Annotated in this window: 20 protein-coding genes; 6 read left to right on the top strand and 14 right to left on the bottom strand. The window is 54.7% G+C overall.

Annotation, left to right across the window (positions count from 1 at the left end):
- Positions 1 to 62 precede the first annotated feature (62 nt).
- The 8 genes from addA to ACK4S7_RS04735 form a co-directional block, all read right to left on the bottom strand.
- On the bottom strand, positions 63 to 3,497 hold the full coding sequence (gene addA, locus ACK4S7_RS04770) for a double-strand break repair helicase AddA (protein ID WP_409644849.1): 3,435 nt from the start codon (positions 3,495 to 3,497) through the stop codon (positions 63 to 65).
- Positions 3,494 to 6,466: a double-strand break repair protein AddB gene (gene addB, locus ACK4S7_RS04765; protein WP_409644848.1), complete on the bottom strand. Its 2,973-nt coding sequence runs from the start codon at positions 6,464 to 6,466 to the stop codon at positions 3,494 to 3,496. Before addB ends, addA begins: the two co-directional genes overlap by 4 nt.
- Positions 6,456 to 7,184 carry a nucleotidyltransferase family protein gene (locus ACK4S7_RS04760; RefSeq protein ID WP_409644847.1) on the bottom strand — a complete coding sequence of 243 codons (729 nt, stop codon included), beginning with the start codon at positions 7,182 to 7,184 and terminating at the stop codon, positions 6,456 to 6,458. The genes addB and ACK4S7_RS04760 overlap by 11 nt, the downstream gene beginning before the upstream one ends.
- Positions 7,177 to 8,154: an aminoglycoside phosphotransferase family protein gene (locus ACK4S7_RS04755; RefSeq protein ID WP_409644877.1), complete on the bottom strand. Its 978-nt coding sequence runs from the start codon at positions 8,152 to 8,154 to the stop codon at positions 7,177 to 7,179. The genes ACK4S7_RS04760 and ACK4S7_RS04755 overlap by 8 nt, the downstream gene beginning before the upstream one ends.
- A gap of 20 nt (positions 8,155 to 8,174) precedes the next feature.
- Positions 8,175 to 8,588 carry a tRNA (adenosine(37)-N6)-threonylcarbamoyltransferase complex ATPase subunit type 1 TsaE gene (gene tsaE / locus ACK4S7_RS04750; RefSeq protein WP_409644846.1) on the bottom strand — a complete coding sequence of 138 codons (414 nt, stop codon included), beginning with the start codon at positions 8,586 to 8,588 and terminating at the stop codon, positions 8,175 to 8,177.
- A complete protein-coding gene (locus tag ACK4S7_RS04745; RefSeq protein WP_409644845.1) occupies positions 8,585 to 10,945 on the bottom strand; it encodes a PAS-domain containing protein in 2,361 nt (786 codons plus the stop codon). The genes tsaE and ACK4S7_RS04745 overlap by 4 nt, the downstream gene beginning before the upstream one ends.
- Before the next feature lie 113 nt (positions 10,946 to 11,058).
- Positions 11,059 to 12,453: an adenosylhomocysteinase gene (gene ahcY / locus ACK4S7_RS04740; RefSeq protein WP_409644844.1), complete on the bottom strand. Its 1,395-nt coding sequence runs from the start codon at positions 12,451 to 12,453 to the stop codon at positions 11,059 to 11,061.
- A gap of 96 nt (positions 12,454 to 12,549) precedes the next feature.
- Positions 12,550 to 13,038 carry a hypothetical protein gene (locus ACK4S7_RS04735; protein WP_409644843.1) on the bottom strand — a complete coding sequence of 163 codons (489 nt, stop codon included), beginning with the start codon at positions 13,036 to 13,038 and terminating at the stop codon, positions 12,550 to 12,552.
- Positions 13,039 to 13,258: 220 nt separating this feature from the next.
- On the opposite strand from ACK4S7_RS04735, the gene ACK4S7_RS04730 reads away from it, so the two are divergent.
- The 3 genes from ACK4S7_RS04730 (at position 13,259) to ACK4S7_RS04720 (ending at position 15,789) form a co-directional block, all read left to right on the top strand.
- Complete coding sequence (locus tag ACK4S7_RS04730) at positions 13,259 to 13,738, top strand: peroxiredoxin (RefSeq protein WP_409644842.1); 480 nt, start codon at positions 13,259 to 13,261, stop codon at positions 13,736 to 13,738.
- 91 nt (positions 13,739 to 13,829) lie between these two features.
- On the top strand, positions 13,830 to 15,275 hold the full coding sequence (locus tag ACK4S7_RS04725) for an AMP nucleosidase (RefSeq protein WP_409644841.1): 1,446 nt from the start codon (positions 13,830 to 13,832) through the stop codon (positions 15,273 to 15,275).
- Between the two features lie 67 nt (positions 15,276 to 15,342).
- Entirely contained in the window at positions 15,343 to 15,789 is a 447-nt protein-coding gene (locus ACK4S7_RS04720; protein WP_409644840.1) for a hypothetical protein, read from the top strand.
- A gap of 49 nt (positions 15,790 to 15,838) precedes the next feature.
- Here ACK4S7_RS04720 and ACK4S7_RS04715 read toward each other — a convergent pair whose 3' ends face one another.
- The 4 genes from ACK4S7_RS04715 to ACK4S7_RS04700 are packed head-to-tail and all read right to left on the bottom strand — an operon-like array spanning position 15,839 to position 19,622.
- Positions 15,839 to 17,713: a M2 family metallopeptidase gene (locus tag ACK4S7_RS04715; RefSeq protein ID WP_409644839.1), complete on the bottom strand. Its 1,875-nt coding sequence runs from the start codon at positions 17,711 to 17,713 to the stop codon at positions 15,839 to 15,841.
- 54 nt (positions 17,714 to 17,767) lie between these two features.
- Positions 17,768 to 18,298 (bottom strand): hypothetical protein, encoded by a 531-nt coding sequence (locus ACK4S7_RS04710; protein WP_409644838.1) that lies wholly within the window; start codon positions 18,296 to 18,298, stop codon positions 17,768 to 17,770.
- On the bottom strand, positions 18,295 to 18,867 hold the full coding sequence (locus tag ACK4S7_RS04705; RefSeq protein ID WP_409644837.1) for a GNAT family N-acetyltransferase: 573 nt from the start codon (positions 18,865 to 18,867) through the stop codon (positions 18,295 to 18,297). The genes ACK4S7_RS04710 and ACK4S7_RS04705 overlap by 4 nt, the downstream gene beginning before the upstream one ends.
- Positions 18,864 to 19,622, bottom strand: a complete 759-nt coding sequence (locus ACK4S7_RS04700; RefSeq protein WP_409644835.1) for an alpha/beta fold hydrolase — start codon at positions 19,620 to 19,622, stop codon at positions 18,864 to 18,866. Before ACK4S7_RS04700 ends, ACK4S7_RS04705 begins: the two co-directional genes overlap by 4 nt.
- Positions 19,623 to 19,758: 136 nt before the next feature.
- Between ACK4S7_RS04700 and ACK4S7_RS04695 the strand changes: the two genes are divergently transcribed.
- From ACK4S7_RS04695 to ACK4S7_RS04685, 3 genes are read left to right on the top strand one after another with little or no spacing between them, the layout of a single operon-like run.
- On the top strand, positions 19,759 to 20,199 hold the full coding sequence (locus tag ACK4S7_RS04695; protein ID WP_409644834.1) for a MarR family winged helix-turn-helix transcriptional regulator: 441 nt from the start codon (positions 19,759 to 19,761) through the stop codon (positions 20,197 to 20,199).
- Positions 20,192 to 21,238, top strand: coding sequence for an HlyD family secretion protein (locus ACK4S7_RS04690; RefSeq protein ID WP_409644833.1), 1,047 nt, complete (start codon positions 20,192 to 20,194; stop codon positions 21,236 to 21,238). The genes ACK4S7_RS04695 and ACK4S7_RS04690 overlap by 8 nt, the downstream gene beginning before the upstream one ends.
- Positions 21,213 to 22,769 carry a DHA2 family efflux MFS transporter permease subunit gene (locus tag ACK4S7_RS04685; protein ID WP_409644832.1) on the top strand — a complete coding sequence of 519 codons (1,557 nt, stop codon included), beginning with the start codon at positions 21,213 to 21,215 and terminating at the stop codon, positions 22,767 to 22,769. Before ACK4S7_RS04690 ends, ACK4S7_RS04685 begins: the two co-directional genes overlap by 26 nt.
- A gap of 3 nt (positions 22,770 to 22,772) precedes the next feature.
- Here ACK4S7_RS04685 and ACK4S7_RS04680 read toward each other — a convergent pair whose 3' ends face one another.
- Positions 22,773 to 23,426 (bottom strand): 2-hydroxychromene-2-carboxylate isomerase, encoded by a 654-nt coding sequence (locus ACK4S7_RS04680; protein WP_409644831.1) that lies wholly within the window; start codon positions 23,424 to 23,426, stop codon positions 22,773 to 22,775.
- 3 nt (positions 23,427 to 23,429) lie between these two features.
- On the bottom strand, positions 23,430 to 24,455 hold the full coding sequence (locus ACK4S7_RS04675) for an aspartate-semialdehyde dehydrogenase (RefSeq protein WP_409644829.1): 1,026 nt from the start codon (positions 24,453 to 24,455) through the stop codon (positions 23,430 to 23,432).
- Positions 24,456 to 24,509 lie beyond the last annotated feature (54 nt).

Genomic DNA, 24,509 nt, shown 5'->3' with positions numbered 1-24,509 from the left:
TCCCATGTATTCCTGCCGCCAGATGCTGACAAGGACCAAGGGCAATAGTTTTACTTATCCCGTCAGGAGGCGGGGTTGTATTGAGTCAATATCGCGTCCGAAAGCGTGATGAACCGTGGCGCATGGGTGAAGAGCAGGGATACCTCTACGCGCGAATCCGGGAAAATCGTCTGCAATGCTGCACGATAATGCGCCATCTGCCGGAGATGCGGGACTGGCACGCTGCTTTCATCCTGCGGAACTTGGCGACCGGTCTTGAAATCTATGGCGCGCACCAACCCGGGCTCTACCAACAGTCTATCGATGCGCCCGTTAATGACTGTTTCACCTACAACCGCAACCAACGGCACTTCAGATCGCGCGGAAGGACCGAAGAAAGCAGCCCATTGTGCATCGTTTACAATCGCGCGGACCTCAGCGACGAGTTGAACAGGGTCAATGTCATGATCACGGGCTTGAGCCATGACCCATTGCTCCGCTCTTTCCAGCGAAGCATGGTCGGTGATCCGTTCCAGCAAAGCATGAATAAGCTTCCCGCGCGTGGCTGCCTTGCGCATGGCGGAAGTCGCCGGCGCATCCCCATAATCGTCATTATCCAATCTTGACGGGACCAACGGACGCGGCGGTCGTTGTTCCAGAGGTGCTGGCGAAAACAGCCAAGGCGGCACGCATACAGAACTGTTAGCATGCCCGAGCGTTTTCTCGCTAGTGTCAGTAGGTGCCAAAAATTCGCCGTCGGCGCCAACATGGCGCATCGCCCTGCCCCAACGCGCGTCGTCTTCCCATTCACAGCCAAGCGCCGTCATGCCCTTTTGCAGAAGCGCACACCAGCTTTCGGCTGGCGGCTCCCCCTTACGGCTAATGCCCAAAGATCCAGCCAAGATAAGCCGTTCTTCCGCGCGCGTGATTGCGACGTACAGCAAGCGGTTATGTTCCTGCAGCTCGCGGGTCTTCTGCATGTCGGTGATCTCTTGCAACCGCCCCGACTGCTCCGCCTTGCGAATGGGCAATAATGGTATGCGGTGCCCCTCGTCCATCAACAGTTCAACCGACTGGTCAGGTTTCTTGGTCGGGTCCGATGTGACATCGGCCAAGATAACAACGGGCGCTTGTAAGCCCTTGGCACCGTGGACGGTCATGATCCTGACCTCCTTGCTGCTGTTGTCGCCCTCTCGCTTGATTTCCGTATCGCCGCGATCGAACCAGGCGATGAACTTCTGGAGTCCACCACCGTATTGCTGTTCAAACTGCAATGCAGAGTTCAACATTTCTTCGATGGGCACCAAAGCTTCACTGCCCAATCGCGACGTAAACTTGCGCCGCGCGCCGATGGGACCGGACAATATCTGCTCAAGGAAATGATAGACCGTCGTGAAATCCGCCATGGCAAGCATGTCACGCAGCGGGGACACGTCATCGGCAAGTTCAGGCCGATCACGAATATGCTGCCAAAGGCTGGCTTTACGGTCACCGACATAGCCGTATTGGAGAAGCATTTCCTGTGACCAGCCAATGATCGGCGATACCAACAAACAGGCAAGGCTGAAATTGTCATTTGGCTGAAGCACGAATTTGATTGTCGCCAGCAGATCCTGAACGACCAGAGGTTGCAAAAGCCGAAGTCGGTCGACACCTGCCACCGGCACATTGCGCTCATGCAGTTGCGCGACCAGCATCGATGCCATGTCACCCCGGCTGCGCAACAGGAACATGATATCGCCAGGTTCAAGGGGGCGGCCCTTGCTGACCAGCCAAGGTTTCAGGTCAATCAGTGCCTTGACATGATCCGCCAGCTTTTCGGCCAGCGCGCGTTTTTCGTCGCTGAACCAATCCTCTTCCTCGTCCGCTGGAGCGCCTTCATCCTGCAGCTTTGGTTTTGCGCAGATGGGCTCCAAAAGCTCGACAATGCCATATTGCGGCTTTTCGCTGTAATGTTCGGCGATCTCTCCGCTAACGCCAAAGTTTTCCGCGCCGGCCTGTTCAATTACCGCATTGACGAAATCAAGAATTGGACCGGTGGACCGGAAACTTTGTGACAATGTCAGCCGGTTCAATTCAGTCCCGGACTCGGCAATTCGCTTGGCAAAGTCCTTCCCGGCTTCCTCATAGCGTTCAGGCGCAGTGCCCTGGAAACCGTAAATGGCTTGCTTGAAATCACCGACCGAGAACAAAGTACGCGTCTTGTCGGGGTTCGCGCCCATGCCGCTGTAGAAATCATCGCTTAAAGCGCGGATAATTTCCCACTGCGCCGCGTTGGTATCTTGCGCTTCATCAACCAATATATGGTCGATCTGCCTGTCCAGCTTGAACCGCACCCAATCCGCCATTTGACCATGTTGTAGCAATGCCGCAGTGCGCCGGATCATGTCATCGAAATCGACCGCACCAATGGCATGTTTGGCCTTGTTATATTGCGCAGCAAATTCCTTGCCCGCCAACAAAGCACGCGCGAGACGGTCAGCATATTGCGCCCGCGCAACCGCCCCCAGCAACTGGTTCGTCCATTGAAACATCTCAAGCGCTTGCGCAGCATAGGCGTCGTCTATGGGTGTAAAACTTCTGGACGAAACTTGTGGCTCCCCGCTTTTATTTGACCAGCAGGAATGAACATCATTCAGCAATTTTGCCCGCTCGGCGGGCGGCCGTGACAGCCAATCCTGTATGGCCGCCGCACGTCTGCCTCCGCGACTATCCGCCTTGTTCTTACACCACAATAGATTGGCATCGATAATCGACTGAAGCTCGGCACGCGGAATTTTTTCGTCGGCAAACGCTTCTTCAAGCATTTCCTCAACTGGTCCGGTAAAATCGACGCCAGCCAATCGCCGCGCCCAGATGACCGCAACTGCATCGTCCGTAATTCCCGCTATCACGTCGGGAGAAGCGGCTGTGCGGTGCAAGAAGCGAAGCGCGGCTTCCTCGCCCATGTTCAGGCTCAACTCCTGCACATGTGCGATGATACTAGCATCGCCCCGCGCTTCGGCATCAATAACCAGATTGGCGAGCGCCGCGTCCAACAGTTCGCGCTGTTCCCGACCCTCGACGGGTTTGAAGCCAGGCACCAATCCCGCCTCTTCCGGAAAGCTGCTGAGCAATGATTGACAGAAGCTGTGTATCGTTAATATCTGCAACCCGCCGCCGGGTGCATCCAATACCTTTGCAAATAACTGCCGCGCTTTCTGGCGCGCATCCGGTCCAGCATCTGCGCCAATCGCCTCAAGATCGTGGAACAGAAGATTGTCGTCCATTTGTACCCACGACGCCAAAAGCTGATTGATGCGGTCCGCCATTTCCGACGCGCCAGCTTTTGTAAAAGTAATGCACAACAGATTTTCGGGCTCGACATCATTTTCAAGCAATAGCCGGATGACACGTGCGGTTAACACCTGCGTCTTGCCAGTCCCAGCCGATGCACTCAGCCAGATATTGTCGCGCGGTACAACCGCGTCACTTTGCGCAGGGATAAGCGGGTGCAGTTTTTTCGTCGTGCCGCTCATGCCGCATCCTCAGATATCGCCTGACGGCCATTCCATTCCTGCAAGCGCATCAATTGGTCGTAATCACCATAAAGCGCGAATTCAGGATGCAGCTTTGCCGTGAACGGGGCCGTGCCCAATATCCACTTGCCAATTGCGACCTCTGCTTGTTCAACGGCAAAGGCCACGAAGTTTGCACGATCCGGCTTGTTGTCCGCAGGACGCGTGCTGGTCGGGACCGCAACATATCCAAAATTCTTGTCCTTGTTTTTGGCGAGGCTCCAATATTCAAAGCTGGTTGCTGGACCCGACACGCCCTTGATGGCCAACTCCTGCGCCATATAGCCAATGAGGCCCAATTGCAGCGCAAAGCCTGCATTAATCTGTTTTGTCGACGGCGGCACACCCGTTTTATAATCGATGATGACAAGTTCGCCGTCGGCTGTGCGATCAATGCGGTCAACACGTCCCCTAACGGTGATGCCTTTGATGGAGAGGTTACCCGGCTGCTCGGCGACAGCGACAACGCGGCCCTCGTCCATCATAAGGCGCTTGGTTTCGTCTGCCACCCAGCGCAGGCCAGCGGCAATGCGCGGCTGCCACAAGGCACGCAGCAGCGGGTCGCTGGCTTCCTGCGCCAGCAGATCATCTGCACGTTCGACTAGCTTGTCGATCGCGCAATTGTCGTGCGTAAACCATTTTTCCAATATGTCGTGCACAAGGCTGCCGCGCCACGCATAGCTGGGTTCGGCATCAACCTTTTCGAGCACCGGAAGGCCAAGGATGCGTTTGGCATAAAAGGAATAGGGGTCAGACTTCAATTGGTCAAAGTCTGTAACAGACAGCGAGACAAGACGCTGTTCGGCATTCGGCATCGGCAATGGACGCGTTGCAAACGGCACCTTTTGGTCCGGCCGATCAAGCGCATCTGCCCATGCCAGTGTTTCGTCATCCGCCTGAAGTGTCTTCCCGGTCAACGCCTTGATCCGGAGCAGGAAACGCGATGCAACGGTTGGCCCGCTACGGTCGCGCCTTGCTCTGGTGAGCAGCACTTCCTCCGCTCCCAATGCAGTAGCAAGATCATGCGCAGACAGGCCAATATTACGATCAAGAGTCGGCAATTTCAGATGCCGCCGGATTGCCGGTGCCAACCACGGGTCAGGCTGCGCGATTTGCGGCCAGGTGCCCTCGTTCAGACCTGAACAGATCAGCAAATCCGCTTGTTGCAAGCGTGCCTCCAGCAGTCCGTATATCGCCACACGCGGATGCCCGCCATAAGGCGGGCGGACCACGGCGCAGGAAAATATCTCCTTGAACGTTGCAACAAAACCGGTGGCTTCGACTCTGCTTAGAGCCGACAGATTACTCGCAGTGACTTCTTCCCACATACGCGCCAATTCTCGGCCACTCGCTCCGCGCCAAATCATGCCATCGGTGAGGACAGTCGCAACATCGCGAAGGATCGCCAAGGCGACATCAAACAGTTGCCCGTCGGCGCGCTCTAGCGGTGCCAGAAGAGCTTCAACTTCGGACCACCAAGCGATCAGTTCTGCATCCGGTTCGCGCGCGGTGTGCAGCCGTCTGCTAATCGCAGAAAGTCCAATGCCATTCGCCGTGCCACGCAAGGCGAGATCAAGCTTGCGCACGTGATCGAGCCACTCAAGCCGTTGGGCGCCAGAAAATACCAAAGGGTGTTTCAATATCGCCAAAAGGCCGGACGCCGAAAACCGGCTCGAGATCGCATCCACCAACGCCAAAACAAGCGTGCCTGGTGGTGTTTGGAGCAGCGGTACGCCCGCGCTGTCATCGACATCAATGCCCCATCTGCGCAACTGTCCAGCAACCCGTACCGCCAACTCACGGTCAGGCGTAATGAGCGCCACGCGTTTTTGTAAAACTTCCAAAGCGCCACGGATCCGCACTGCAACCGCTTTGGCCTCTTGCGCGCTATCCTCTGCCTCCAACCACTTTGCGTGTGGCAGGCTTTTGCGCAATGCAGGTAACTTCTGCCACGATACGCTATGTTCGGGCAGGCAGAATATTTCAGATATAGCCATGCCTTTTGATTGCGACAGAGCGGTCGGCAAAACATCAATTTCGCTGCGGTCGATGCCCATCATATCGAGCAGATGTTTCAAGTGGAATTGTGGATGCACTTCGACATTGCGACGGTGGCGAAAGCCCTGCGCATCATCTTGTGTTTCGGATAGGCAATCCCAGCGCTCGTCTGAAAGATCGAGATCGACGCCGGGCATTATGACTTGCCCGTTCGGCATCAACGCAACCCGTCGCAACACCCGTGCCACGGCCTTGGCCGAGGTCGTTATGCCAACCGCAATAATCGGAACGGAATCGAAATTTTGCGCCAGCCGCTGCTCAAGTGCACCAAGCAGATGGTTCCGCCGTTCTGCTGGCCCCATCAGCTTGCGTGCCGCCAGCGCTGCGCGATATGCAGGTAATATCTGCAAAAGCTGACCATAAGCGCTTTGCCAATGCCCCGCCAACTCCACTTCAATTTTAATATCAGCAATTTGCGTAAAATCGACCAGATCAACCTCAAGTTCGTCGATCAAGTCTGCCAGTTTGCGAGCCAGCCGCAGGGCCTCTGCAGGTGACAAGGCCTGCTCGCGTGGCTTGTGATCATTCACCAGTTTTGCCAACAGCATTAGACGCTCAAATGAACCAATCACGGGCCAAATCGCGCTGCGGGTGTCGATGGGGTCAATCATCGGCCCCAAGGCTTCATCCAATTGCATATCGCCCACGGCAACCATGCGCGGCAAAAGCATGCCGGGCGCAGCATGCCGAACGAACGCTTCAGTCATCGCTTTGATGGCGCGGTTGTTTGGGAGCAACAAAATGTTTTCACTGATCGCCAGCGGATTCGTGCCAGCTGATTGCAATATCCATTGTGCAGTCACATCGCATAGGTCGTTGCCGAGCGGAACGTTAAACACCCGAGTGCGAGGGGCGGGAGCGTTATCTGCCACTTTGTTCCGCAAGCTGCTTTTCCGTGGCGGCAATCGCGGCGGGATAGCCGACGTCAAACCAAAGTCCCTCGTGCACGATCCCCAAGCAGCGGCCAGCAGCAATGGCGCGGTCCCAGAATATATTTGTTGAAAAAACGTCGGCCGGCGGATCGATAATCAGGCGCTTTGAAAGCATCTGGATACCAGTCCACACATAAGTCGCCGACTCATCCTCCCTTCGCCGTGACAAGCGGCCTTCGTTGTCCATGTTGAAGTCGCCAGACCCCTGGCTGTTATAAGCGGCGCCCAACGGGATCAGCAGCATGAGGACGTCCATCCGGGCATCATCCCATGCCGCCATCAACCTCGAAATCGCGCTCTCGCCAACGTCGGTCCACCAATTGTCGGCGTTCACGCAAATAAACGGGTCATCCGAAATGATTGGTAAGGCGTGGATAAGACCGCCGCCAGTATCACGCAGCAGGTCGCGCTCGTCCGATATGCGCACTTCGAGATCCGATGCAACCGACGCCAGATGCTGCTCTACCTGCTCGGCCCGATAGTGCACGTTGACGACAATCTTGCCGACGCCAGCATCACGCAGATGGTCAAGCACATGATCAAGTAACGCAACGCCGCCTACCTCGATCAAAGGTTTGGGGCGGTCGGCAGTTAACGGCATCATCCGCGTCCCTTTGCCCGCCGCCATGATCATCGCTGTGTTGACTTGGCTACCCATCGATATTCAATTCAGTCGGCAAGCTATTGCGCACCTCTGCTGGAATATGCGTGTCGAACCAGTGTCTGACAGGCGCCAATTCCGGATGTGCCAAATCACGCTCAAGCAAGCCCCACATGCGGGGCAAAAACGACAGATAACGCTCCTTGCCGTCGCGCTTCCACAAGCGCGTGAATATTCCGATAATCTTGGTGTTTCGTTGCGCGCCCAGCAAAGCATAATGCGCATAAAAATCGTGACGGGGATTGGCAGTCTCATGATAATAAGCCAGCATTTCTGCCTCAAGCTCCGGTGATACGTCGCGCCGCGCGTCCTGCAGCAAGGAGACGAGATCATATGCAGGGTGGCCCACTAGCGCATCCTGAAAATCAATAATTCCTTGTTGGCCATCATCCAGCAGCATGATGTTTTCTGCATGGTAATCGCGAAGCACGGTCACTTCTTGGCAATCACAAATCGGTGTCAAAGCTTTGGTCCAGACGCTTTCAAATTCGCGCGCATCAAATGGAATGCCCATTGCGGGCATGTACCACTCGGACAAGAGTTGCACTTCGCGCATGTAGGTTGCCATGTCATATGGTTCTGTCAGCACAGCAGGCGTTTTCACCAGCCGAACGAGAGCATCAATGGCGGCGCGGTAGACAGCACCCTCATCTCCAGAATGCACGTCGAGATGCTCACGCATTCTGCGGTCGCCAAAATCTTCCAGCAAAACCAATCCACGGGTAAGGTCAGTAGCAAAAATCTCAGGCGCGCGGAACTGGTGACGGCTGAGATATTGCGCAATGTGAATAAACGGACGCGGATCTTCATGTGGCGGCGGGGCGTCCATCAAAATGGCTTTGCCGCGGTTTCCCGACTCGACGCGAAAATAACGCCGAAACGAAGCATCGCCAGCGACAGGGGAAACATTCGATCCCTCCCATCCATTTGCAGCCAGAAACTCGTTTAGTCCAACGGGTGGCGCCATATCAGTTGCGGGTGTCATCTTTATCCATTTTTCAAGGTCAATATTCGGCTTCCATCCGCTTGCGGCGTTATATTAATAATATGGCTTGGCACCACAAAAGCGGAGCCGAAGCGTTCGGCCCATTCCACCAATGTGATGCGGTCGCTGCGTTCGTCGGCGAGGCCCAGTTCCTCTAATTCGTTGGCGTCATCCAAGCGATAAAAATCGACATGCGCTACGGCAACAGAAACCTCTGGCGGTTCATAACTGTGGACAATGGCATAAGATGGGCTGGCAACTTCGCCTTTGAACCCAAGGCCAGCCAATATCCCGGCACACAACACCGTCTTGCCCGCACCCAGCGGGCCGTTGATAGCTACCCAATCCGCCTGTTTTAACTCCTTTGCGAGGGAGTGGCCAAAGGCCCGCATTTCCGCGTCGGTTGCGATAATCATTTCCTGGGCAACGCCATAATTATTGTTGTTCCCTCGCCTTCTTCCGAATGCAAATGGAACGCGCCACCATGCGATTCAATAATTTGCCGCGCCAGGGGAAGGCCCAGCCCCCTAGTCATCGCCCCGGTTGGATCGTCTCCGCGCGCATGTATATTCTCCGGTGAAAGACGCTGAACATCCATATCATTTATGCCCGGGCCATTGTCCGAAACGACAAATTCAAGAACATCATTCTGCCACCTGGCGAGAAACAGGACTTCGCCGCCCGCACGATGATAGCGGATTGCGTTGTCTAGCACCTGCCCGATGGCCTGCCCAATACGTTTTGCATCCAGTGACATGGTCCCGTGCGCATCGGTCGCCTCGACTTGCATCAGTACGCCTGCAGCGTCTGCCATCTGCGCCTTGGTTTGCGCGATCTGCGCAACGAGCGCGGCAACGTCCACTTCTTCGAGCACCAGCGGCAATGCACCAGCTTCGATCTGGCTATAGTCCAGCACCGTGTTAATTTGTTCGGACAGGCGATCGGCCGACTGAACAATGGCGTCGACATATTCCAATGCCTGCGGACCGAGGTCGCCGGCAATGCCTGCCTTCAGCAAATCTGCGAAGCCGCTTATTGAGGTCAAGGGCGTGCGGAATTCATAACTCATATTGGCCAGAAACTTGCCTTTGATGGCATCGGCATCCTGCAACGCGCTGTTCCGGTCGCGCAGCGCTTGCTCAATTTTCAGTGTGTCAGACATGTCCAGCATGGTGAATAGCGTATTGCCGTCGGGCAACGGTATGGTGGCAATCTGAAACATCCGTCCGTCAGCAAAAATGGCCTTGCTCTTGCGCTGCGCCCGGTTGGAAGATGTCATACGGATAAGTTCACCCAATATGGATATCTGGGTGGGCTTTTTCAGGTGCCCCGCAAGCAAAGGCAAAAGTTCGTCCAGCCTTGGGTGCTTGATCAGTTGTTCATCCGTCAATTTCCACGTTTCGGCAAACAACCGGTTCCAAATGCTCAAGCGGCCGTCTGCCGAGAAAACTGCAATGGCTTCGAACAGGTTATCAAATGTCGCGGTACGCACACGTAACAAGATGTCTCGTGCGCTCGCAAGCTGGGCTTGCTCGGTACGGTCTTCGAAAATCATCAATAGGCCGCCATCGGGGATGGGCTGCGCTAACACGCGCAAATGCGTGCCGTCGGGCAAAAGCCAGTTCTCTTCCGTCGGATCAGACGCGCGGAACCATTCCTCCCGATCTTTTCGCCAAGCAGGAAAATCGCGCACTTCGGGCAGTTTTCCGTTTTCACGCATACGATCAAGAACGCGGGCAAACTCCGGCTTTTCCGAAAGCCACTGGTCACGGAATGCAAAGAGGCTTTGAAAGGGAAGATTTGCGAAACTCAGCACATGCCGCGCGTCGAACTGCGCCACGCCAGCAGACATAAGGTTCAGAAGGTCTCTTTGTGCTTCAGAAAGCTCACGCACTTCGGATTTCGTATCGATTAAGTCCTGAACATCAATTGCCAACCCGGCGACACCCGATGCGCCAAGTGGGATATCGAATACGCGGAGCTGTCGGCGTTCGCCATTTAGGGTCGCTGAGACAATCCGTTCTTTCTGGGTGTCTGTCTCGGCCGCCTCAGCGGCAAAATCCGCTGCGGTTTGGCCGTTCTCGGGCTCAAGCAACTCAATGCCTTCCTCAACAACCTGAAGACCATTGGTGGCCCCTACTGCGGTAACATAAGCATGATTTACAAAATGCAGATTCATGTCTGGTCGACGATGCCACATTGGAATGGGTGCCGCTTCAATAAGTCCAGCCAGCGCAGAAAATGCAGACCGCGCTTCGTCGGATTCCTGTGCCCGCCGCTCAAGCTCGCGCAAGCTTTCGGTTGAATCAAAAAACCACAACAACGCGGCGCCGTTCGGGTAGATGATGGAGTCTGCAATATTGCCCACAACGGTCAGTCGGCGGTTAGACCCTTCAATCGCCAATGGCAGTGTGAAGCCCCTTCCCGTTCGCTGTGTTTCCCGAACCTTGCTCTCAAGCTCGGCGAGGTCTTTCAAGGCGAGGCCCGCGTTGTCACGTCCGCCAAGTTCCGAAAGTGAGGCCGCGGGTTCATCCAACCCAAGCAGACGCGCAAATCGCTCGGGCGCGTCTATCCTTCCGTCACCCTTCACTACGACGGGGAAAGCAGGCGCGGTTTCCAGCAGGCGACCAAGACGCTTCGTTTGTCGAAGCATCTTGTTGGCCTGACTGCGCATAGACAGCCCGATCCAAATGGCGACGACGGCTCCAACCAGCCATAGTGCCATTAAAATCCCTATCAAAGCAATCGGCAGGCCAGTGCCTGTCATCGTCATGCGCCCTTTATGTTGCAACCCAGATGTTAATGCCTAAATGCTTGGCACGTGCAATGAAAAAAGCCCGCCACGTTCCCGTAGCAGGCTTTCTTTACGCCAGAAATGACGAGTAATTAATAACGGTAATGGTCTGGCTTAAAAGGACCTTCAGTCGATACGCCGATATAACTTGCTTGTTTCTCGGTCAGTTTCGTCAGCTTAACGCCCAACTTTTCGAGATGCAAAGTCGCGACCTTTTCGTCGAGATGCTTTGGCAGCACATAAACCTGGTTTTTATAGTTCTCACCATTGGTCCAAAGCTCGATTTGCGCGAGCACTTGGTTGGTGAAGCTTGCCGACATCACAAAGCTTGGGTGCCCGGTTGCGCAGCCAAGGTTGACCAGACGACCCTTTGCAAGAACGATGATCTGCTTGCCGTCCGGAAATTGAACGAGGTCCGTGCCCGGTTTCACTTCCGTCCAATTGTAGTTGGACAGTGCCGCAATCTGGATTTCGCTGTCGAAGTGACCGATGTTGCACACGATGCTCATGGGCTTCATATTCATCATGTGCTCGGCAGTGATAACGTCAGCGTTGCCCGTGGCGGTGCAAAAAATATCTGCGCGCTGAACAGCTTCTTCCATCGTCACAACTTCAAAGCCTTCCATCGCGGCCTGCAACGCGCAGATCGGATCGACTTCAGTGACCATCACACGCGCGCCGCCATTGCGGAGCGATTGGGCGGAACCCTTGCCGACGTCGCCAAAACCCGCCACGCAGGCGACTTTACCGGCCAACATAACGTCAGTGGCCCGGCGAATTGCGTCAACGAGGGATTCTTTACAACCATAAAGATTGTCGAATTTTGATTTGGTCACACTGTCGTTCACGTTGATCGCGGGAAAAGGCAATTCGCCCTTTTTCGCGATTTCGTACAAGCGGTGCACGCCGGTGGTAGTTTCTTCCGAAACGCCTTTCAGATTCTTTACGGTCTGAGTCAGATAGCCCGGCTTCTTGGCAATGAACGCTTTCAAAGCGCGCTGGAATTCAACTTCTTCTTCATTCTCTGGTTCCCCAAAGGTTTCGCCGCGCTCAAGCTTCGCACCCCATAATGCGAACATGGTTGCATCGCCGCCATCGTCGAGAATGATATTTGCAGTGGTGTCATCACCCCAGTCAAAAATGCGTCCGACATAATCCCAATAATCGGCAAGGCTTTCGCCTTTTACCGCAAACACAGGAATGTCGCGTGCGGCAATTGCTGCAGCAGCGTGGTCCTGCGTCGAGAAAATGTTGCACGTCGCCCAGCGCACGTCAGCGCCAAGTTCCGTCAGCGTCTCAATAAGGACTGCGGTCTGGATTGTCATGTGCAACGATCCGACGATTCGCGCGCCCTTTAGCGGCTTTGACGTTCCAAATTCCTCACGCAATGCCATAAGGCCAGGCATTTCCGTTTCGGCAATATTGATTTCTTTGCGGCCAAAATCGGCCTCGCCGATATCGGCAATGACATAATCGTTAAAAGCCACAGGCTTATTCTCCGGGAGGTTTTAGATGCCTCCGCCCTTAGCTGTGGATCGAACCGAAATCAAATATAAAGATTGCTTTATATGCCCGGCGAATTGTTAAGGCCGCGTTGCAATGCGACTTGGACAGGTCGCGCCGTTCCACGACTGTCCAGTCACAGCAACGTCTGCAACTGCCGCCATCGTCATGACACCATGTGTTTCGGTCCCGAGCTTATCTGCCAGTTCCTTCAATTGCCGGCAGTTCATCGCCTTGTGTCCCGTGCCATAGCTATTGGCATAGCCAATCGACATTCGGTCCAATGCATCTTCTGCCTCGCCCGGGCCGTACGTGGCCGACAGATGATTTCGCAGCTCCAAATTCTGTGCACCTATCAGGACATTATGCTTTGCAACGAACCGGTTATACTGCGGAAGAAAATTGTCGGGCGTGTTGCGGCACCTTAGGGCCGTAACCATCAGCATCGTATTGAGATGCTTGATCTTGGCCGCATCCTGCGCTGCGTTCGTCCAGCAAGCCTGCGCAGGCTGAACCAACACAGTAAATGTCATCGCAGCAAGCGCTGCGTTTTGTAAATATTTGTTCAAGTCCCCGATCCCTTATTCCCCTGTATCCCGCTTGGAAGATCGACCATCCTGTTTACGGAATTTTGAAGAAAGGCGGTGAAGCAATATTTACTATCTTGACCGGAACATCTTGAACGATTGATCGCCCCACAAATCGGGCAAAGAACGAACGCAGGCTTGACTTGCATGTGCAGGTCCCGGAATAAGCACCCAAAATCAATCTTCAAAAAAGGAACAGAATATGAGCATCTCTGTAGGTGACAAAATTCCTGACGTTAAGCTGGTGAAGGCGACCGCCGATGGACCGCAGCCAGTCCAGTCGGCCGAGTATTTTGCAGGACGGCGGGTGGCATTATTTTCGGTTCCCGGCGCATTCACGCCAACTTGCTCGGCACGCCACTTACCTGGGTTTGTGGAAAAGGCCGATGAACTTGCTGCAAAAGGCATCGATGAAATAGCCTGCACGGCCGTAAACGACGCCTTCGTATTGGGCGCTTGGAACAAATCGGGCGGGTCGGACTCGATCACGATGCTTGCCGATGGCAACGGTGATTTTGCTGCCGCACTTGGCCTGGAAATGGATGGAAGCGCATTTGGCATGGGCAAGCGCGGCCAGCGCTTTTCGCTCGTCGTGAATGATGGCGTTGTCGAGCAAGTCAACGTTGAAGCGCCCGGGGATTTCAACGTAAGCTCGGCGGAATATATGCTCGGACAACTCTGACGCTTGCATCAACGGCCCAATGGCATTTGAAAGGGAGGGGCAACCCTCCCTTTTTTGTTGCCAAGAACGCAAAATTCGGTGAAGCGTCATTATGCCTAGTCAACAAAGCCAAGACATCATTAATCAACTTGTTACCGAATATGAAGCTTCGGTAAAACGCCTCCAATCCGCTCTGGCGGCATATCTGAAGGACGCGATACCGCCCACTGCCGATCAACGCGCAAGCAATGATTTCTGCTATCCCGAACTCGTCATAACTTATGCGGGCAAGACGCGGGATACAAAATCTAACCTCGCTTTTGGCAAGCTTGAAAAAATCGGGACGTTCCGAACGACCTTTACCAAACCCGATTTATTTGCCGAATATATTGGTGAGCAGCTTGATCTGCTGGTCGAACAATATGAACTCGAAATATCGGTTGGCCGGAGCAAGCAGGAAATCCCGTTCCCTTATGTCCTCGACGGCTCCGCTGATCTGGAACTTGGGACAGTCAGCCCAAATGAACTGGCGCGCTACTTCCCGACCACCGAGCTTGCTGACATCGGCGATGAAATTGCCGACGGCCTGTTACGCATCAAAGGCAACAGCAGTTCACCGCTCGCGCTTTTTGATGGTCTGCGCACCGATTTCTCTTTGGCCCGCTTGCGCCATTATACAGGGGCGCCGGCGGAGCATGTGCAGCATTATATATTGTTCACCAACTACCATCGTTATGTCGACGAATTCGTGAGCTGGGCCTGCAAACAGGTCGGTAATGGCCGCTATACGGCCTTATCAGGCGCGGGTGGGTTATATGTTGACCAACCAACCGATAATGCAGCTCAGCTTGTCGCCGACAGCACGTGGCGCCGTCACCAGATGCCTGCTTACCATCTCATTGCGCCGGACAGGTCGGGCATCACACTGGTAAACATCGGTGTCGGCCCGTCCAATGCTAAGACAATTTGCGACCATCTGGCAGTCCTGCGACCCGAGGCATGGCTGATGATCGGCCATTGCGGCGGCCTTCGGGAAACACAGCGCATTGGCGATTATGTCCTCGCCCACGCCTATCTTCGCGATGACCATATTCTTGACGAGGTTCTGCCGCCCGAAATTCCAATTCCCCCTATTGCTGAAGTTCAGCAGGCACTTGCAAGTGCAGCAGAGCATGTTTCGGGTACCAGCGGCGCGGATTTAAAGCGGCGGATGCGCACCGGGACCGTTGTCACCACCGATGACCGGAACTGGGAATTACGCTATTCCGCATCTGCGCTTCGTTTTTCGCAGAGCCGGGCAATTGCCATAGACATGGAATCGGCGACCATCGCGGCGCAGGGCTATCGTTTCCGTGTGCCTTATGGTACATTGCTATGTGTTTCGGACAAACCGCTGCACGGTGAGATTAAATTGCCAGGTCAAGCTAACCGATTTTATGAAGAAGCGATTGCCGCGCATTTACAAATCGGCATTCAGACGTGCGAGCTGCTTCGGGAGGCAGGAAATAGCCTACATAGCCGAAAACTGCGCGCCTTCAACGAACCGCCTTTCAGATAGCACGCAGGAACGAAAACGACGCCAAACGATTATTATTATTACATAACCACTTAAGGAGGAACGGCCCATGCCGAAAAAGCCCACAGAAACTGGAACGTTCGACAAGGTACTTAATAAACTGCGCGACCTCGCAGATGGCCTGACCGGTAGTGCGCGTTCAGCAGCGGAAACCGCGTCGACAACTGCAAAGTCCGCAGTGGAGTCTGCATCCAGTGCGGCAGCTACCGCAGGTACCGCGATCAAGGAAAACCCCGGCAAGACCGCCGCCGTTGCCGGCGCAGTGATTGCCACAGCCGCAGCAGCCGTTGCTGGTAAAAAGGTTTACGACCGGAAAACATCTGATGGTGCCAAGACCGCTGCCAAGAAGCCCGTAGCCAGCAAACCGGCCGTTAAAAAGCCCGCTGCGCCCAAAACCGCGGCGAAAGCACCTGCAAAAGCTGCGGCACCCCAAAAAACAAGCCCGGCCAAGCCAAAACCGTCTGTCAAAAAGCCAACGACAAAGCCCGCCGCATAATCATTTGATACACCAATAGCCCCGCCCGCCAGGACGGGGCTATTGCTTATTACCAACCTTTTTTCGCGCCCTTGTTCTGAACCTTCAGCCATTTCATCAATGGCGCAAAATATTCGAGCATTGGCTTACCCGACATCTCGCGTGTACCCGTAAAGGCCTGCAGCGCATCCGGCCAAGGCTTGGACGCACCCATTTCGAGCATCGCGTTTAACCGTGTACCCACTTCCTTGTTGCCATAAAATGAGCAGCGATGAAGCGGCCCTTTCCATCCAGAAATATCGCAAGCTGCCTTGTAAAACTGAAATTGCAATATCCGGGCAAGGAAATATCGGGTGTAAGGCGTGTTGCCGGGAATATGATATTTGGCACCTGCGTCAAAACGGTCGGCGGGGCGCTCGACTGGCGGGATGATGCCTTGATACTGCAGTCGCAGATCAGTCCAGCCCTTGTTGTAATTTGCGGGGCTGATCGAACCGTTGAATACGCCCCAGCGCCATTTATCGATCAACAACCCGAAGGGCAGGAACGCGACCTTATCCATGGCTTGACGTAACAACAGACCGTTGTCCTTGTCTGCTCCTGGGACTTTGGCAGGATCAAGCAAGCCGATTTGAACCAGATAATTTGGCGTAATCGACAAGGCGATAGCGTCGCCGATTGCCTCGTGGAAACCGTCATTGGCACCATTGAGATACAAATAAGGCTGCTTGTTATAGGCACGCTGATAGTAATTATGGCCGAGTTCGTGATGAATAGTTACAAAGTCGTCGGTGTTAACCTTGATGCACATTTTGATGCGCAAATCTTCGACATTATCAACATCCCAAGCTGAAGCATGGCAAACGACTTCGCGATCCGTTGGTTTGATAAACTGCGAACGATCCCAGAATGTCTTTGGCAATGGGTCAAACCCAAGCGACGAGAAAAAGCCCTCGCCTACCTTCACCATGTCCTTTTCGCCCTGGCCGCGAATGGCACTAAAGTCTGCCATGTCGGTTTGCCTGTAACCCTTGGCGACTAAAAGCTCACCGATGTCATATCCAATATCACCAGCGCCGGGAGGCGCAACGACGTCATAAATGTTACCCCATTCCTGCGCCCACATATTGCCAAGCAGGTCTGCGCGAATTGGGCCCGTCTTCGACTGGACGGCATCACCATATTTCTTGTTAAGCTGAGTACGGACATAAGTGTGCAGTTCGTCGTATAGCGGCTTTACCTCAAGCCATAACTTATCAGTAAGCTTCGCAAAATCGTCCGCCGGCATATCGTATCCGGATCGCCACATCGCGCCAACATCGGCGTAGCCAAGCTCAGTCGCGCCCTTATTGGCGATTTCCACCATCCGCGTGTAATCCGGCCCCATCGGCGCGCCTACATTATCATGCCAGCTAACCCACATCTCCTTCAATTCGTCGGGATTTCTATTTGAGCCCATCTCGGCCTCAATATCCGAACCGTTGATTTCCTTGCCGCGCAGCGTGCCGCGTCCCTTGCCATAGGCCGACTGTAATTTGGTCGAAATGGTCGCAAGTTCAGCCGCCGCACCGGGCGTGGTTGGCGCAGGCAGGACGATCCCACCACGCAAGATATCTAGCTTGCGTTTGGTATCATAGGAAAGACCGGGAAGCGCCTGATATTTGGCAGCCTCAAGAGCGTATCCGACAGCTTTTTCTGTGCCTATTTCGCCGTATCGCGCAGCAATCGCATCGGTATCATCGGTCAGATAGGTAGAATTGATCCAGGCGACCCGGCCGCCTTCAACGGAGAAAGCAAACAGATCTTTTTCCGCACGGGCAACAAAGGCATCAGCGTCCGAAACAGTCGGGGCACTAGTTGCCGCCGGAGTATCCTGCGCAACGGCAACAGATGGGACGGATAGCATGGCGAAGGCCAAAGTGGCGATAGATACAAGATTTTTCATATTGGGTTCCCGGCAAATAATATGGCGCGATGGTGAAACTTTCGGTCTTCCTCGTCAAGCCACAGGTCGAGTCGTTCGTCGAATGGCCAGCCCAAGCAAGACACCGAGGAAGGTCACCAAAAACAGTATCATTTTGACTGGACGCAGAGTTGCAGCGATGCCTGCGAGCGTATCATCCCCACCGGTTCCTGCCGTTTGAATAAGCTGGCTTATGGTTTCGGCATAATCAGTGATTGCAAAACCGACTGCGGCGAAAATTATGATCTTGCCGAGACGTGCGAGCGTCGCATGCGGCGACGCGGCAAACATCCGTCCGCCATTGAAAGCACCCCACGCATAAACGCCAATAAATATCAGGTCCAACTCCATGCTGTAGATAGCGAGGTCCACAACGTTCGCCGCCGCCCAGCCTGCATGAATGGCGTCAACGCGGGCCGCGCTCCCCGCCGCCTGATGGTCGCTGATGCCTAGGGGAGATATGTCAGTGACCAACCACATGTTCATCACAATGAGCGCGGCGAGCAGTAAAATGCCGGATAGCCAGAACGTCCAGAAACGCCTCTCCAGAGCAGTTTCGTTTCTCATAGCGGCATTGAAACCAAAGACGATGCCAACACTCCTGTCAGGACATCCTCGCGCGTCAGGTGATAGGTTGTGTAGTCGTGCATCTGCCCACCATGATGGCGCTTATGTTCAAGCACCAACTTGGCGCCCAGTCGCTCTACTGCAGTGCGCGACCGGAAGTTTGTTGCTCCTATTTGAAACACCACGATCCGGACGAACTGGAAGATGTAATTTAGCATCAGCGCCTTCACTTCACGGTTGATCCCAGTGCGCCAATATGCAGTCGCGAAAAACGTCCAACCAATTTCGATTTCTTGTGTATTCGGATCGTAACAGTCGAAGCGCGTGCCGCCTATGATCTTGTCCGTGGCCTTGTTCAAAATAACAAAAGCGCCATGCGATGCGATTGCACCGGCGAAAAATTCGTCGAACACGTCCCGTTTATACCTATCGCGAAATGGATGCATCGCCCATATTTCTGGGTCCGAAGCCACGGCAAACAGCGCATCATAATCGCTCGCCAATAATGGCCGCAGCATGACGTGCTCGCCCATCAAGACCGGTTGAATATCGAACGGCGGCACATTCACCAGAGGTCACCCGTCAAAGCCTCGACAAAAGCTTGCCCAAGATCCGGCTTGATCACGGCGCTCATATGGTTGCCGGGCACCGTGAACAGCTTTCCTCGCTGTAGCAGTGCCGCGAGTTCAGCGGCCGAGCCATTGTCGTCATCCTGCTCGCCGCAGACGACCGCCACCGGCAGCGTCCAACTGGCAATCTCCTCAACACTGGTGTCAACGAACGTATCCAAAATATGTCGCAGAGCCACCGGGTCACCGCCAGTGGTTTTCAGAAAGGCTTCCGCCATCCACGCCGACGTTCCCTTTTCATGACGACCGAGATTATCGAAAACATGCCGAAAATGCGAACCGCGATGGCCGGTCTGCGTCAGGCCTTCCAACCCCATGCCCGAAATCACCGCCCTCCCCGGTGCTGCGCCGCGGGCCAGCATCCGCGATACCGTTCGCGCACCCAGGGAATAGCCCCCGAGGTCATAATCCGTAATGTCCAGATGGGCGAGCAACGCGAACTGATCGTCTGCCAAAACATCGCGCCGGTAATTTTTTGGATCGTGCGGCTTTCCACTTAATCCGTGGGCACGCAGGTCAGGCATGATCACGCGGAATCCCGCCTTTGCCAGCGCCGCCGCATGTCCGTATTTGATCCAGTTGGTTTCGGCTTCGGACATGAAGCCATGGATCAGCACCAAAGGGCGTCCTTTCCCCATTTCACGCCATGCGATTTTGACGCCGTCAATCGCCTGAAAACTATCGCATGTAATCATCCGCTTGCTCTTCTTCGTATGGTTTTAACAGCTAGCTACTGCCATGCGTCATTCCATCAGGAAAGTTCTTTCGAAGATTTGCGAAGTCCAGCCAAAGATTATTGCACATAATAAGCATAGCTATTATATGGACGACATGAGTGATGACTTGGGATTTCTGCTGGGTGATGCTGCCCGTTTGTTGCGACGTTCGTTTGACGAACGGGCGCGCGTGATGGGGGTGACTCGTCCCCAATGGCGCGTACTTGCTTTGCTGAAGCGTTTCGATGGCAGCACGCAAGTCACAATGGCCGACATGCTGGATGTTGAGCCAATAACACTCGGCCGAATGATTGACCGGTTGCAGGATGCCGGCCTTGTCGAGCGTCGGGCAGACCCCGCAGACCGCCGAACCTGGCGCCTTCACCTTACACCGGAAGGCGAAAAAAAGATTGAGGCGCTGCGCCCGACTGCGCTCGCGTTGTTTGATGACGCATTGGCGGGACTGGACGCAGCCCAGCGCGTGGAACTGGAAGCCATGTTGAATGTCGTTCGCGCAAATTTGACCCGTAAACCGCTCGAGGTGTCGAATGGCTGACGCAGACCTACAAATTGATGTAGAGACTCCTAGATCACGAAAACCCCGCCGTTTTGCGCGTTTGGCGGTGATGGGCTCTGTACCCTTGGCTTTGGTGGGCGGCGCCACTGCATATTATATCGCAAACGACCATTATGTCTCGACGGACAACGCCTATGTCCAACAAGACAAGGTTTCAATTTCGGCCGAGGTAGGCGGACGCATCGTTGATGTCGCTGTCCGGGAAAATGACGTTGTGAATGAGGGCGATTTATTGTTCCAGATCGACCCTGCCCCTTATCGCATTGCCATCGAACAGGCTGATGCAGCTATTGCCGCTGCCCAGGTTCGCGTATCGTCGCTTCAAACCGAATATCAAACCACTGGCGTTGACATTGATAGCGCGCGTGAAGACGTCGCGTTTTACGAAAAGGAATATGAGCGGCAATCATCGCTGATGCAGGATGGCTTTACTACGCGCGCGCGTTTGCAAGCGGCCGAACATGCACTATCCGATGCCCGCAGCCGCGTGGCTTCGGCGCAAGCAGGCGCCAGCAAGGCCCGTGCTGCCCTCGCGACGGGAGCAGCCGCCCCGGGGATAAATCCCGCAATTAAGGCGGGACAAGCCCAGCGTGATCAGGCGCTCCTTAATCTGGCGCGAACCGAAGTGCGCGCGCCCGTCGCCGGCGTCGTCAGCCAGGCGGACCGCTTACAACCCGGCCAGATGATGGTGCAGGGCCTGCCCGGCCTGACCATCGTCGCCAGCGACAAAAGCTGGATCGAAGCCAATTTCAAGGAAACCGACCTTGCGCATATGCGCGTCGGTCAGCCTGCCGAAATCACCTTTGATGCTTATCCGGATCTTAAGGTTCGCGGAAAGGTATCAAGCATTGGCGCTGGTACGGGGTCTGAGTTTTCCGTCCTTCCCGCCCAAAACGCCAATGGCAATTGGGTGAAGGTAATACAGCGGGTGCCCGTGCGGATTTCGATTACCGACAAACCTAAGCGTGCGATGATTGCGGGGCTGTCGGCACATGTCCGCATCGACACCGATAAGTAACCTTCTCGACCAACCCGCCTATCCGGTTAAAAACAAAGCGCTGCTAACGCTTGCGGTTATGGGCGCGACGATCATCCAGATTCTGGATTCGACGATTGCCAATGTGGCTATTCCACATATGCAAACCAGCCTTGGCGCGACGATGGATACCATCACATGGGTCCTGACGAGCTACATCGTTGCAAGCGCCGTGGCGATGCCCATCACCGGCTGGCTTGCCGACAGGGTTGGCTCTCGTAACCTTTTTCTGGGCGCCGTAGCCGGCTTTATTCTCGCATCAATGCTGTGCGGGATAGCGACCAACCTCACGGAGATGGTCGCCTTCAGGATATTTCAGGGCGTATGCGCGGCCTTTATCGGGCCGCTTTCCCAGACGATCATGCTCGATATCAACAAGCCATCGGATGCACAGCGGGCGATGTCGATCTGGGGCATGGGTATCATGATCGCACCAATCCTGGGTCCAATGATTGGCGGCTGGCTGACCGAAAACTATAACTGGCGCTGGGTATTTTATATCAATCTGCCGATTGGCATTCCGACTCTGGCTATATTATGGTGGCTGCTACCATCGCGACCGATAAACCGCCGCGAACTTGACCGTTTTGGCTTTGCCATGCTCGCTATAGGCCTTGCGACACTTCAGTTGCTACTTGATCGCGGGCAGCAAGAGGATTGGCTGCAGAGCTGGGAGATCATTATAGAGTTGCTTGTCGTATTGGCCGCACTTTGGATGTTTGCCATCCATCAGATGACAGCGCGCCGTCCGATGTTCGAACGCCTGCTAGTCACCGACCGGAACTTCTTCATTTCCCTGAACATGATGCTGCTCGTCGGCATGATGATGTTCGGGATATTCGCGTTGCTGCCGCCCATGCTCCAGAATCTCTATGGCTACAGCGTCTATGACACCGGCGTGTTGCTTGCGCCGCGAGGCGTCGGCATATTGATTGCGATGTTCATCGCAGCAAAGCTCGGCAGAAAGGTCGACCCGAGGGTCTTGATCTTTGGGGGCTTTCTGATGACCGCCGCATCAATGTGGATTATGACAGGCTGGTCGTTGAATATGGATTGGCATCTGATCGTCTACACCGGACTTTTTCAGGGTTTTGGCATGGGCTTGGTTTTCATACCCCTGAACGGCGTCGCCTTTTCCACGCTACCTATGCGGATGCGGACGGATGGGTCTAGTTTGCTCTATCTATTCCGCAGTCTGGGTGGCAGCTTTGGCATATCTGTGATGACCACAATGCTGGCCCGCAATATACAGACGAGTCACGAAGATCTCGCTTCGCATGTTACGGAATCGTCTATGAGCATGATAGACCCTTCGACTGCGGACCGGCTGGGGCCGCTAGGCGGGACGGCCTTGCAGATGCTTGATTTAGAGATCAACCGACAAGCTGCGATGATTGCCTATCTCGACGACTTTAAACTGATGATGATTATGCTGGTCGTAATAAGCCCACTGGTCTTGTTCTTAAAACCCGGCAAGACCGTACCGGGACAACAGCCTGTAATCGCGGACTGACGCTTAAGTCTCGCGCGCCACCAGCCCCTTTTGCTGCATGCGCCATACCGCCATATCAATTCGGTCCTGACCAAAAAACGGTTCGCCTTCAAATACAAGCGTCGGGACGCCCCAATGACCTGCAGCTTCAAGCGCGGCCTGGTTTTCGGCGATTTCTGCGTCGAGAGCTTCTGCATGCCTAATGGCTTCGGCATCTATTTCGATTAGGTCCAATCCAGCGCGAGTGGCCGCGCCTGCCAAATGGTCGCCTTCATGCCAATTCTCCGCACCGCCCCAGATGAGCCGCGACACTTCGTCGCAAAAAGCGAGACTTTTGCCCCGCCGCGCCGCAGCCTGCCCTAATCTCGTAAGGCGAAAGATATAAGGCTGCTCGTCCGCAATTTTTCGCGTTCGCACATCCTGCACAATCGGGTCGGGGCGTGGTGGACCGAACGGGATGCCGTGGAATTGAGCTACTCTGAACATATCGGTGAACGTATACCGCAACCAGTTTGGATGGCTACGTTCGAAAAAGTCGGGCTCCCGTATCGCTAGCGGATAGACCGGACGCAAATTGATCGTCAGGTCATATTGCTGCGCCAGCGCGCTGTAGCGCCGGGTAGCAAGGTAACTGTACGGGCTGCGAAACGACCAGAAAACATCGGCTTGCAGCCCCATAACTTACCCCTTTTTCAAATGCCGCCGTCCAAGCAGTTCCGCAATCTGCACCGCGTTCAGTGCTGCCCCCTTGCGCAAATTATCCGACACGCACCAGAAGGCAAGGCCATTGTCCACTGTCGGGTCTTCGCGCACGCGGCTTACATAGGTCGCATCGTCACCCGCAGCTTCCACAGGTGTTGTGTAGCCGCCATCTTCCCGCTTATCGATGAGCATGATGCCCGGCGCCTCACGCAAGATATTCTGCGCAGTTTCCGCCGACATTTCGCGCTCATATTCGATATTTACTGCCTCACTGTGGCCAACGAAGACAGGCACGCGCACGCACGTCGCGGTCAGCTTGATTTTCGGATCGAGGATCTTTTTGACCTCAACCATCATCTTCCACTCTTCCTTCGTATAGCCATCGTCAAGGAAGCTATCGATGTGCGGAATGACGTTGAACGCGATCTGCTTGGTGAATTTCTTCGCGTCAGCGCTGTCGCCGACAAAGATGTTGCGGCTCTGTTCGAAAAGCTCGTCCATGCCTTCTTTGCCTGCGCCGGAAACCGACTGGTAAGTCGAAACGACAACGCGGGTGATTTTGGCGTAATCATGCAGCGGCTTGAGCGCGACTACCAATTGGGCAGTCGAACAGTTCGGATTCGCGATGATATTTTTGCGCTTGTAAGTGTCGATTGCGTCAGGGTTTACCTCAGGTACAATTAGCGGAATATCAGGATCCATACGGAACAGCGAGCTATTATCGATCACGACGCAACCAGCGGCAGCGGCAATTGGCGCATATTTCTTGGTCGCTTCTGAACCAATTGCGAAAATCGCCATGTCCCAGCCAGACCAGTCGAAATTCTCGATATTCTGGATCTTCAGCATCTTGTCGGTATCGCCATATTCGATTTCGATGCCTTGGCTACGCGACGATGCAAGCACCGCGATTTCGTCCGCAGGGAAGGCGCGCTCGGCCAATATGTTTACAACTTCCCGACCCACATTGCCCGTGGCACCTGCGACTACAATACGATAACCCATGTCTGATTTCCTCGACTTAAATTCCGATGGCACAATGAAAAAGGCCGGGCTCTT

This window comes from Sphingorhabdus sp., assembly GCF_046292425.1.
In the GTDB taxonomy this organism is placed as follows: domain Bacteria; phylum Pseudomonadota; class Alphaproteobacteria; order Sphingomonadales; family Sphingomonadaceae; genus Sphingorhabdus_B.
The sequence above is the reverse complement of the archived record's forward strand: the minus strand, read 5'-3'. Positions and strand labels throughout refer to the sequence as shown.